The sequence below is a fragment of the Flavobacterium hankyongi genome, assembly GCF_036840915.1.
GTDB lineage: Bacteria > Bacteroidota > Bacteroidia > Flavobacteriales > Flavobacteriaceae > Flavobacterium > Flavobacterium hankyongi.
In genome coordinates this window covers 749,412-761,423 of sequence record NZ_CP085725.1, presented here as the reverse complement: position 1 = coordinate 761,423, position 12,012 = coordinate 749,412, and the positions used below count along the sequence as shown (strand labels likewise).

Below are 12,012 nucleotides of genomic sequence, written 5' to 3'. Positions count from 1 at the left end.
TTTGATAATTTATAAAACAATTTTTTCTATTGGACATATAAGAATTCCTTCAGCTCCTGCTGATTTGAGTTGATCTATTACCTCCCAAAATTTTTCTTCATCTATGACAGAGTGTAAACTGCTCCATCCCTCTTCTGCCAAAGGCATGATGGTAGGGCTTTTTAAAACCGGTAAAATGGTACTTACTTTTTGAATTTTATCATTAGGTACGTTCATTAAAATATACTTTGACTTTCTAGCTCGTAAAACCGATTGAATTCTAAATAAAAGTTTTTCTAATACTTGCTCAGAATCTTTTGAAATTTTAGGTGAAACAGCTAATACTGCTTCACTTTTTAAAATGACTTCTACTTCTTTCAAATTGTTTTTAAATAATGTACTCCCACTGGAAACTATGTCTACAATTGCATCAGAAAGCCCAATATTGGGTGCGATTTCAACAGACCCGGAAATTTGGTGTACATCAACTGTTACTCCTTTAGATTTAAAATAGTTTAAAACAGTATTGGGATAAGAAGTCGCGACATTTAATCCGTTTAAGTCTTTGATAGATTTATAATTAAAAGTTTTGGGAACCGCTACTGAAACTCTACATTTAGAGAAACCTAATTTCTCAGCAACAATAATATTTTGTCCTTTTTCGACCAAAAGATTATCGCCTACAATAGCTACATCAACGACTCCGTCAATTAGATACTGAGGGATATCAGAATTTCGCAAATAGTATACTTCCAAAGGAAAATTAGAAGCCGTTGTTTTAAGTTGGTCGTTACCATTGTTAATCGAAATACCGCAATCTTTTAGGATTTGGATACTGTCTTCGTTTAACCGACCTGATTTTTGAATTGCAATTTTTAAAATACTCATTTTGTTTAGGGATTAATGAGTATATCAAGTAAGTTATCAGAATGAAAAGAAAAACCCGCTTGATATACTCAAACGGGTTTATAGTTTATATGATTTACAACAATATCATCACTACCTCGCTCGAGCGTGGGAAAAATGATGATGATGTAATTGATTTAAAAACATAATTTCTTTTGTTGGTACAAAGATATTGGAATTATTTTCGAATAAACAAATTTTATTTCAACTTTAAGAAATGTTTACCCCAAAAAGATGTCCTACTAAGGCTGTTAAACCCATAGCAATTGTACCCCAGAATGTGATTCTTGAAATAGCTTTAAATACATTTGAACCTCCTGTTTTTGCGGCTATTGTTCCTAGAATTATTAAAAAAATAATTGCCAGTCCATAAAGGTAATATTCCATGTTTAGGACAGGAAAAAATAAAGTAACAAGTAATGGCAATATTCCTCCAAATATAAATGCTGCTCCCGAAGCTAATGCCGCCTGCAATGGGTTTGCTTGCGAAATTTCATTTATACCTAATTCATCACGAATGTGTGTTCCTAATGCATCATGAGCTGTCAATTCTTTAGCCACCTGAAGAGCTGTTTCCCTTTGTAGTCCTCGTTTTTGATAAATTTGAGCTAAAATGCTTAATTCAGCTTCAGGCATTTCTGCTAGCTCCTTTTTCTCTCTTTCTATATCCGATTTTTCGACATCGGTTTGTGAACTTACCGAAACATATTCACCAGCTGCCATAGACAATGCACCAGCTACTAAACCAGCTAATGTCGCTAAAACAATTGCATCTCGTGTATCGCTTGCTGCGGCAACACCAATTGCAATACTAGAAATGGATAAAATTCCATCATTTGCACCTAAAACCGCAGCGCGAAGCCAATTACTACGATGTATGTAATGACTATCTAAATAATTGTCTATATTTAATTCTTTAGAATTATTCATCATGATCGTTATTTTCAGTTTTGACATTAGTATCAACTGATGTATTACCTTCACGTATTTCAGTATGACGGATTTCACCTCCTGATGTTCCTACAGGCTTAGCAAATAAAATCGCTACAACTGCAACAATTAAAACAATATATGAAAACATAAATGCCTTTGCATGTTTTTTGAAAGCAGTAAATAAACCCAAAATTGACGCTAAACCTAATAAATACATGATTTTCATGAAGCCTTCAGCCAATTCCTCGTGTTCTTCCATCAAATTATCTGAAAACCCAGATAAATTTTCAACAAAATGCTCAGCTTTATCTCCTGTCATCATAGACAATTGACCTGTTATCATACAAATAATAAAAAAAACATAAGCAATATTTAAGATCAAAGGATTCTTTTTTAAAATTCCAAAAATTAATATTCCAATACCGAAAAACAATCCAATGATTGGAAAATGATTAATTAACATGTGGTAATGTGCATCATTCATAGTTTTATTTTTTATAAATTCTTACTAAACAAACTTATTTAAATTAGATAAATTGCAATATGACAATTATCACATTAAACATAGTGAAAAATTAATTAATTTGGCTAAAATTTTATGCAAATGATTTTTTTGAAAAAAATAGCTCCTTACAAAAATTTACTAAAACTTTACTTAATTGTAACATTAATTTTAAGAATAGTTTTACTGTTTCATCCAATAACTTCAGCTAGTTTTACTTGGTCAGAAATTTTAAAAATTTTTATTACAGGAGTAATTTCTGACTTCTTTGTATTTATAATCGCAACAGGAATTTTATGGTTATATCTACTATTTTTATCAAACTCTAAATATAGTAAGCCTTGGGGTTATGTTATTTTTGGGATTCTATTAAGTTTATTGCTGTATGTTTACTTTTTCAATACAATTTTAAATGAGTATGGTGGAGCTTTACCTCAAATTGGTATAAGCTTTATTGCATTAAAAACAATTTTTTTTGGGTTAATGCTTTTTATTCCAAAGTATAGAAATCAAATTAGACTTGTTCTCTTTTCAATAGCCATATTTATTGCTACATTATTGATAATTCAGAATGCTATAAGTGAATTTTTCTTTTGGAATGAATTTGGTGTAAGATACAATTTCATTGCTGTTGATTATTTAGTATACACAAATGAGGTTATTAAAAACATAATGGAATCGTATCCAGTTGTTCCCCTATTTACAGCAGTTGGGTTAATAACTGGATTTTTCACTTATCTAATTGTTAAGAAATCTCAATCTTTTTTAAATGATTTACCATCTTTCAAAGAAAAATTACAATTATCTGCAGTATACATAGGTTTGTTTTTAATTGGTTTATTTTTGGTACCTACTTTAGCTAAACAAGAAACTTCTCCAAACGTTTTCACAAATGAACTGCAAGCTAATGGTTTGTATAGATTTTACTTGGCCTTTATGAATAGCGAGCTTGATTATGACAAGTTCTACAAAACAATGCCTGAAAAAGATGCTTTTGCTTTGTTAAAAACTCAAATTCCAGATATTAAAAATTTATCAACTGAAAGAGAAATAAAATCGGACAAACCAGAAATTCATAAAAATGTAGTTTTAATAACTATAGAAAGTTTAAGTGCAGATTTTATGAAATGTTATGGCAATGAAAACAACATTACCCCTTTTTTAGATAGCTTATCTACTAAAAGTACAATGTTTAGTAATTTGTATGCTGTAGGGAATAGAACAATACGCGGATTAGAGGCTGTTACATTATGTTTACCCCCTTCTCCAGGAGAAAGCATTGTAAAGCGTAAAGACAATAAAAATAAATTTTCTACTGGAAGTATTTTTAAACAAAAAGGATATACAGTAAAATACCTTTATGGTGGTGATGCTTATTTTGATAACATGGAGGATTTTTTCAAAGGAAATGGCTATGACATTGTAGATAAAAAAACTATGAAACCTGAAGAGATAACTTTTTCTAATGTTTGGGGAGTTTGCGACGAAGATATGGCAAAAAAGGCTATAAAAGTAATGAATGAAGAAGCTAAAACTGGTAAACCATTTTTCAACCATTGGATGACTGTTAGTAACCATAGGCCATTTACATACCCTGCTGGAAAGATTGATATCCCTAATGATTCTAAATCAAGAGAAGGTGGTGTAAAATACACTGATTATGCATTGAAACAATTTTTTAAAATGGCAAAAAAACAATCATGGTATAACAATACCGTTTTTGTTATTTTAGCAGATCATTGTGCGTCAAGCGCTGGAAAAACAGAACTTCCTGTTGATAAATATCACATTCCTGCGATGATTTTTGATTCAACTACGCTAGGAAAAATTAATCCTGTGCTTATGTCACAAATAGACATAATGCCAACTCTTTTTGGAATGTTGAATTTTAATTATAAAAGTAAATTCTATGGTCAAGATGTAAACATTCCTTACTTTGAACAAAGAGCTTTAATTGCAACTTATCAAGATTTAGGACTTATTAAACAAAATAAGTTAACGATTATTTCTCCAAAGCAAAAAGCCAAACAATTCGATTTGATTCCTGATACAAATGTGAAAGATCAAAACTTCATTCTCAAGTATGAAGAAAAGCCAGTTAAAAAAATGGATGAAACTTTAGTAAAGAAAACTGTAGCATTTTATCAAACAGCATCTATATTACTTAAACAAAAAAAATATCAGAAGAATTAATTTTATAAAAGTCCGTTGTACTTTCTGGTAAACCATTCAGTAGCCAAAAGTATCGCTAACAATATCAATCCCCACATCCAATCGATAAGTGGGGATTTTTTTACCACTTCTTTTTGAATAGGTTTATAGATATCTGTATTCTCTAAAAATTTAATTAAATCTTGTATTTGGTCAGTGAAATAAGTTTTTCCTTGAGTGTTTTCTGCTAATTGTTTTAATCGAGATATATCAGCATTCACAAATTGTTTTTCGGTATCGAAATCAATTATATGAAACGTTCCAGCATGTTGTGCACCTGATTGCTTTTCTTTTACAGTAAAGCTATAATTTCCTGAAGGTAAATCATCAAATCCAACCGAATAATCATTAGTTCCTTTCACGAAATCATAGACTTTAGCGGTGTTATTTTCTTTGTTTTTTAACTGAATTGTTAATTGTGCATTTTCATCAAACTCATAGTTTTTATTGAAATATTGAGCTGAAATTGTGATAGTTTCTCCTGAATTATAAAAATTCTCATGATTCACTACAAGATTTTTCTTTTTGGTATTTGAAGCTAAGTATTGGATGATTTTATCGAAAAAAACATCAAATTTATCAAAAGATTTCTCTCTTAAATAACTCTCCATTCGCCATTTCCAAATATTTTCTCCAAATAAGTAAGCATTTCTGTTTACTCCATTTTCAGTGAAAGCTAGTAATGGTCCTTCTGTTTTTACTGTACGAATTCTTGCATCTAATAATGTATTCACATTACTTTTAGGAGTTATTGATCCAAAGGGATTTTCAAGAGGTGGAAATTGCTCGAATCCTAAATTGTCAATTGAGAAAGAGTTAAAATTAGAATTAAAATCAGCAGAATAGTCTTCTTTTTGTGTAGACATTTTAAAATCAAAATGATTTTGAAACTTGCTTAAAAAATTAAAATCAGTATTCAATCCTGTGATAACCAAACTATTGGTTTTAAGGTTTTCATTCTGACTTAAAACAGATCTAAATTCGGAAGTAGGTTGATAAAAAATCAATACATTAAAATTGTTTAAGTCTTTGATTTCTTTTGGCTTAACAAAAGTTACCTTACGTTGTGCGTTAGCTTCAATTGCTCTTTTAATAGCACCTAAATCAGGATGTATAATGCTAGATACAACAGCTACTTCTGTTCTTTGATCTATAACTTCAACTGCAAAGTTTTTTACATTATTAAATTTATTTTTTTCATTTTCTACCGAAGAAATTACTGCCTTATAAGTATGCACCCCTACTTTATCGGCATTCAATAAAACAGAAACCACTTCAGATTTTTTATTCGACGAAAAAGAAACATTTTGCTTATAAACAGATGAGTTACCTGACTGAATATTCAAGACTGCATTTACAGGTTTACTACCAGTATAATTTAAGAAAACTTCTACTGGGAATTTATTTTTTAGAAAAGCATACTTATTGGCATTTAATTGAGTGATTTTCAAATCTAAATGTTCAATAGTATCTCCTAAAACAACTGGTAAAACATTTGCATTTTGCTGAATCTTAAACACATAATCACTTCCTTGAGTCTGATTTCCATCAGTAAGTAAAACGACAGGATGATTTTGAGTGCGATATAATTGTTTTAGATTTTCAAATACTTTATAAATATTCGATTGCTTACCTTTAAAATCAAATGGCTTATCAGAGTTAAATTCTTCGTCAAACGAAAATAATTGAACCTGATATTTGTCTTGTAATTTAGAATTAGAGTTTAATAAGTCAGCTATTTCCTTGGCTTTTTTATCTTGACTCAGGAAAGAAATAGATTCTGAATTATCTACAACAATTGGTAAAGGAGTTTTTTGGGTTTCGTAAGTTTTTCTTGAAATAATTGGGTTAATTAATAACAACAAAACCAAGAAAATTGACGCAAAACGTAAAAAAGCCAAAAACAAATGCAAACGCGATTTGTAATTGGCTTTGTATAAATATTGATAAAATGCAATTCCAGCTGATACTATTAAAGCTAAAAGTAAGAGTAAAATCGTATTTATCGTCATATAATTTATTTTGAAGAATGAATTTTAAATTTAAAATGTTTTTGAATCATTTTATTCATAATTCAAAATTTACAATTCAAAATTATGTCAACATACCTCCATCAACATTCATCACTTGACCAGTAACATAAGCACTCATATCTGAAGCAAGGAAAACACAAGCATTTGCAACATCTTCTGGAGTTCCTCCTCTTTTTAAAGGAATAGAATCTCTCCAACCTTGAACAACATCATCATTTAATTTTGCAGTCATCTCAGTTTCAATAAATCCAGGAGCAATAGCATTACAACGGATATTTCTTGAACCTAATTCTAAAGCTACAGATTTTGTGAAACCAATAACTCCAGCCTTAGAAGCTGCGTAATTAGTTTGTCCAGCATTCCCTTTAACACCAACTACAGAACTCATATTTATGATTGAACCTGCACGGTTTTTAAGCATTATTTTTTGAACCGCTTTGGTCATATTAAATACTGACTTAAGATTTACATTGATTACTTGATCAAAATCTTCTTCAGAAATACGCATTAATAAGTTATCCTTAGTAATACCTGCATTATTTATTAAAATATCAACTGTTCCAAAAGTTGCAATAACATCATCAACCAATTTTTGAGCTTCATTAAAATCAGCTGCATTCGATTGATAACCTTTTGCTTTTACTCCCAAAGCACTTAATTCATTTTCTAACTCTTGAGCTGCAGATGCAGACGAACTATACGTAAAAGCTACATTTGCACCTTGTTGCGCAAATACAACAGCAATTCCTCTACCAATACCACGACTTGCACCAGTAATAATTGCTGTTTTTCCTTCTAATAATTTCATATTAACTTGTTTCTTTAATTTTAATAATTTGGTGAAACAAATATAGAATAAAAAACTTCCATAATCCAACAATAACTTTTTTATCCTGAGCTTGCCGAAGGAGTAACTTCTTGCTATCTTTGCGTTCTTTAAAAATATTTTATGAAAATTTCATATAACTGGTTAAAACAATTTATAAAGACTGATTGGGACTCTGAAAAAACTGGAGCAATGCTTACTGACCTTGGGTTAGAAGTGGAAGGAATAGAAAAATTTCAATCAATTAAAGGCGGTTTAGAGGGTGTAGTTGTAGGTCATGTCCTTACTTGTGTACAACATCCTAATGCTGATAAACTTAAAATAACAACTGTAGATTTAGGAGGAGAAACTCCAGTTCAAATTGTTTGTGGAGCGAATAATGTTGCTGTTGGACAAAAAGTTCCAGTTGCTACAATTGGTACAAAACTTTATGACAAAGAAGGTAAAGAGCTCGAAATAAAGAAAGGGAAAATTCGTGGCGAAGAAAGTCACGGAATGATTTGTGCTGAAGATGAATTAGGTTTAGGCGAAAGTCATGATGGAATCATGATTCTTGACGAAAACATAACTCCTGGAACTCCTGCTTCAAAAGTTTTTAATATTGAAAATGACGAAGTTTTCGAGATTGGACTAACTCCAAATCGTGCTGATGCAATGAGTCATTGGGGTGTTGCTCGTGATTTACGTGCAGGAATGCTTCAAAATGGCGAACACATTGAATTAATAACTCCTTCTGTTACATCTTACAAAGTAGAAAAAAGAACTTTGAAAATTGATGTAAATGTTGATGATAGTAAATTAGTACCTAGATATTGCGGAGTAACAATTTCTGATATCAAAGTTGGAGCTTCTCCAGCTTGGTTACAAAATCGTTTAAAAGCTATTGGTATTACACCAAAGAATAATGTTGTCGATGTAACTAATTATGTTTTACATGAATTAGGACAGCCATTGCATGCTTTTGATGCTTCAAAAATTAATGGTAAGATAATTGTAAAAAACGCTGAGCAAGGAACTAAATTTATTACTCTTGATGATGTTGAAAGAACATTAAGTTCTGATGATATTATGATTAATGATGAAAAAGGACCATTATGTATTGCAGGTGTTTTAGGAGGAAAAAATTCTGGAGTTACAAATGAAACTACTTCTATATTTTTAGAAAGTGCTTATTTTAATCCTGTTTCGGTTCGTAAAACAGCAAAAAGACATGCAATAAATACAGATGCATCATTTAGATTTGAAAGAGGAATTGATCCTAATATTACTGAATATGCTTTAAAACGTGCAGCAATTTTAATTAAAGAAGTTGCTGGTGGTGAAATGACTTCAGATCTTATTGATATTTATCCTAAAAAAGTTGAAGATCATCAAGTTTTATTAAATCTTGAAAAAGTAAACAAACTTATTGGCCAAGTAATTCCAGACGATGTAATTAAAAAAATATTAGTATCATTAGATATTAAAGTAAATAGTATCTCAAAAGTTGGTTTAGGATTAATTGTTCCTGCTTACAGAGTTGATGTTACAAGAGAAATAGATGTTATAGAAGAAATTTTAAGAGTATATGGATACAACAATATCAATTTTACTCAAAAATTAAATGCTTCAACCTCACACTCTTCAAGAACTGAAGATTATAAAATTCAAAATATTGTTGCTGGAATATTAGTTGGCAATGGATTTAATGAAATGATGGCCAATTCATTAACTACTCCTAACTATTCAAAACTAAGCGACAACATTAATGAAAATAATAATGTATTGATGTTAAATCCGTTGAGTAGTGATTTATCAGCAATGAGGCAATCATTATTATTCTCGGCTTTAGAAGCAGTATCATTTAATATCAATAGAAGAAATTCCGATTTAAAATTATTTGAATTCGGAAAAACCTATCACAAATTACTTTCTGGTTACCAAGAAAATTCACACTTAACATTGACTTTGACTGGAAACAGAGGTGAAGAAAGTTGGACTAATCCGCAAAAACCTACAGATTTCTTTTTATTTAAAAGTTATGTATTAGGTATTTTGGAAAGATTAGGAATTAAAAACATAGTTGCTACACCTCTCAAAACAGATGTATTTGCTGAAGGAATTGTTCTTGAAGTTGGAACATCAACTTTGGTTGAATTTGGAACAATAAAAAAATCGGTTTTAAAACATTTTGATATAAAACAAGAAGTTTTCTTTGCTGATTTTAATTGGTCTTCAGTATTAAAGCATGTGACGAATAATGTAAAATATAGCGAGATTTCGAAATATCCAGAAGTTCGTCGTGACTTAGCTCTTTTAATTGATAATTCAGTAGAATTTGCTAAGATTTATGATCTAGCTTATAAAACAGAAAAGAATTTACTTAAATGCATCAATTTATTTGATGTTTACCAAGGTAAAAATCTTCCAGAAGGTAAAAAATCATACGCTGTAAGTTTCACATTACAAGACAGTTCAAAAACGTTGACTGATTCTCAAATCGATAAAGTGATGAGTAAATTAACTCAAACTTTTGAAACCGAATTAGGAGCCAGTTTAAGATAACATACAACTGTTAAATACAGTAATTTTATTGTAACACAATCTGTAAATCACTAACTTAGTGAGATATAGATTGTGTTATGTTTTTTAACAGGGTTAATATTGAAGATGTACTACTAAGAGAAAACTCAAAGCAGGGGCATGAATCTTCATTGCTTCAATTTGCACAATCTGTAATTGATACTGACGATTCAAATCAATATACACTCGTCAATAAACTCTTCATTGACAAATTAGAAAGCAATAAAGTTTTCCATATCAATACCATCCAAAAAATATGCATCACCTACCGGTTGCGTTTTCTAGACAGTAAATATTATAAATTGGAAATTCCTGAGGAAGCCAATACAAAAATCAGGCAACTAGAAAAAGAACACAATACATCACTGCATAGTTTCAAAATACTCGCTCCTGCAAAAGCTCTGAAGCTCAAAAATTATGACGATCCTTTGTTGTTTGTTCCCATGGGCAATAATTGTTACTATTTAATCCACAAATGGGGAAACGATTTGAGTCCGTTACGGAAATGGAAAGCATTACCTTATAAAAACTTTGGCAATTTGCTAACATTTATATTACTGTTGAGTATTGCCACAACTTTCATTTTGCCTTATGAAAAACTGGGAAATGAATCCTATACGACAGTAAAACTGATTACTTTCCTCTTCATTTTCAAAACCTACTGTGCCATTTACATTTACTATTTCTTCTGGAAAGGAAAAAATTTCAGTACGAATAACTGGAATAGTATTTATTACAATTAGTAGCTGTTTTTTACAATCCTTTTCTTAACCTAGATTAAGTATATCCGTCAATATTCGAAGTATCTTTGATTATCATTTAAAAAAAGAAACAATGGCAACAAAAAAAATCGAATTGGTAGCCGAGCCAAGAGCACCGCATTTTGTTGGTGATGGTTTTAGAGTACACAATTTTATTCCAAGTGGTTACCGTTTGGATATGGAACGTATGAGTCCGTTTATCATGTTAGATTACAATTCAAAATATAACTTCCCTCCTTCTGAGATTCCTAAAGGTGTTGGTGTTCATCCACATCGCGGTTTCGAAACCGTAACGATTGCTTATAAAGGAAAAGTTGCACATCATGACAGTGCAGGTGGTGGCGGAATCATTGGTGAGGGTGATGTACAATGGATGACAGCTGCTTCTGGAGTATTGCATAAAGAATATCATGAAGAAGAGTTTAGTAAAACAGGTGGTGAATTCCAGATGGTACAACTTTGGGTGAATTTACCGGCCAAGGATAAAATGAGTCAACCTAAATATCAAGCAATTGAAAATAACAAAATGGGGCATTATGAACTTCCTGATAATGCTGGTTTCATAGAAGTAATTGCAGGAAGTTATCAAGGTGTTAAAGGTCCAGCTTATACGTTTACACCTGTACACATGCAAAATGCTAAATTAAATAAAGGTGGTAAAGCAAATTTTTCGTTTCCAGCCAATTATAATACTTCTTTATTAGTGATTGAAGGAAATATAAAAGTGAACGATACGGAAATAGTTCCTACCGATCATTTTGTACTATTTGAAAATGAAGGAGAAGATTTTACCATTGAAGCACTCGAAAACGCAGTTGTTTTAGTATTAAGCGGAGAACCTATCAATGAACCAATTTTTCCTCACGGTCCATTTGTAATGAATACTCGTGAAGAAATCATTCAGGCAATTGAGGATTTCAATCAAGGCAAATTTGGACATTTAGAAGACTAATCAATTATAAATGCAATAACCATAATTATGAAACCTGAATTCGAAAACATTCCACTACACAAAAACGAAGAAACGCATCGCTTTGAAATCATTATAGAAAATCACAAAGCCTTTATCGATTATAAAGAACGTTCAGGCAAAATAACATTAATTCATACCGAAGTAGAACCTGAATTAGAAGGCAAAGGCGCTGCAACAGCTGTAATCGAAAAGACACTTGAGTATATAGAACAAAACAATTATAAACTTATACCACTTTGTCCATTGGTATTTGCATACATCAAAAGACATCCAGAATGGAAACGCATAGTCGATGAAAATTTCAAAGGATTTGAGGAATAAACAGT

At 30.9% G+C, this 12,012-nt stretch carries 10 protein-coding genes; 5 read left to right on the top strand and 5 right to left on the bottom strand.

Annotation, left to right across the window (positions count from 1 at the left end):
* Window positions 1–9: 9 nt before the first annotated feature.
* The 3 genes from hisG to LJY17_RS03500 all read right to left on the bottom strand — a co-directional run bounded on the left by hisG (window position 10) and on the right by LJY17_RS03500 (window position 2,302).
* Window positions 10–867 (bottom strand): ATP phosphoribosyltransferase, encoded by an 858-nt coding sequence (gene hisG, locus LJY17_RS03510; protein WP_264542470.1) that lies wholly within the window; start codon window positions 865–867, stop codon window positions 10–12.
* 228 nt (window positions 868–1,095) lie between these two features.
* Window positions 1,096–1,818, bottom strand: coding sequence for a VIT1/CCC1 transporter family protein (locus LJY17_RS03505; protein WP_264542469.1), 723 nt, complete (start codon window positions 1,816–1,818; stop codon window positions 1,096–1,098).
* Window positions 1,808–2,302: a hypothetical protein gene (locus LJY17_RS03500; protein WP_264542468.1), complete on the bottom strand. Its 495-nt coding sequence runs from the start codon at window positions 2,300–2,302 to the stop codon at window positions 1,808–1,810. Before LJY17_RS03500 ends, LJY17_RS03505 begins: the two co-directional genes overlap by 11 nt.
* Window positions 2,303–2,422: 120 nt before the next feature.
* Here LJY17_RS03500 and LJY17_RS03495 point away from each other — a divergent pair, with 120 nt between their 5' ends.
* A complete protein-coding gene (locus LJY17_RS03495) occupies window positions 2,423–4,513 on the top strand; it encodes an LTA synthase family protein (RefSeq protein ID WP_264542467.1) in 2,091 nt (696 codons plus the stop codon).
* A 2-nt stretch (window positions 4,514–4,515) separates the two neighbouring features.
* On the opposite strand, the gene LJY17_RS03490 is transcribed toward LJY17_RS03495, so the two are convergent.
* Together LJY17_RS03490 and fabG are read right to left on the bottom strand one after the other, a co-directional pair.
* Window positions 4,516–6,543, bottom strand: coding sequence for a hypothetical protein (locus LJY17_RS03490; protein WP_264542466.1), 2,028 nt, complete (start codon window positions 6,541–6,543; stop codon window positions 4,516–4,518).
* Window positions 6,544–6,625: 82 nt separating this feature from the next.
* Window positions 6,626–7,372: a 3-oxoacyl-[acyl-carrier-protein] reductase gene (gene fabG, locus LJY17_RS03485; protein WP_264542465.1), complete on the bottom strand. Its 747-nt coding sequence runs from the start codon at window positions 7,370–7,372 to the stop codon at window positions 6,626–6,628.
* Window positions 7,373–7,513: 141 nt separating this feature from the next.
* Between fabG and pheT the strand changes: the two genes are divergently transcribed.
* The 4 genes from pheT to LJY17_RS03465 all read left to right on the top strand — a co-directional run bounded on the left by pheT (window position 7,514) and on the right by LJY17_RS03465 (window position 12,007).
* Window positions 7,514–9,934 (top strand): phenylalanine--tRNA ligase subunit beta, encoded by a 2,421-nt coding sequence (gene pheT / locus LJY17_RS03480; RefSeq protein ID WP_264542464.1) that lies wholly within the window; start codon window positions 7,514–7,516, stop codon window positions 9,932–9,934.
* A gap of 77 nt (window positions 9,935–10,011) precedes the next feature.
* On the top strand, window positions 10,012–10,695 hold the full coding sequence (locus tag LJY17_RS03475; protein ID WP_264542463.1) for a hypothetical protein: 684 nt from the start codon (window positions 10,012–10,014) through the stop codon (window positions 10,693–10,695).
* A gap of 91 nt (window positions 10,696–10,786) precedes the next feature.
* Window positions 10,787–11,665 (top strand): pirin family protein, encoded by an 879-nt coding sequence (locus LJY17_RS03470; RefSeq protein ID WP_264542462.1) that lies wholly within the window; start codon window positions 10,787–10,789, stop codon window positions 11,663–11,665.
* 27 nt (window positions 11,666–11,692) lie between these two features.
* Window positions 11,693–12,007, top strand: a complete 315-nt coding sequence (locus LJY17_RS03465; RefSeq protein WP_264542461.1) for a GNAT family N-acetyltransferase — start codon at window positions 11,693–11,695, stop codon at window positions 12,005–12,007.
* Window positions 12,008–12,012: the final 5 nt, after the last annotated feature.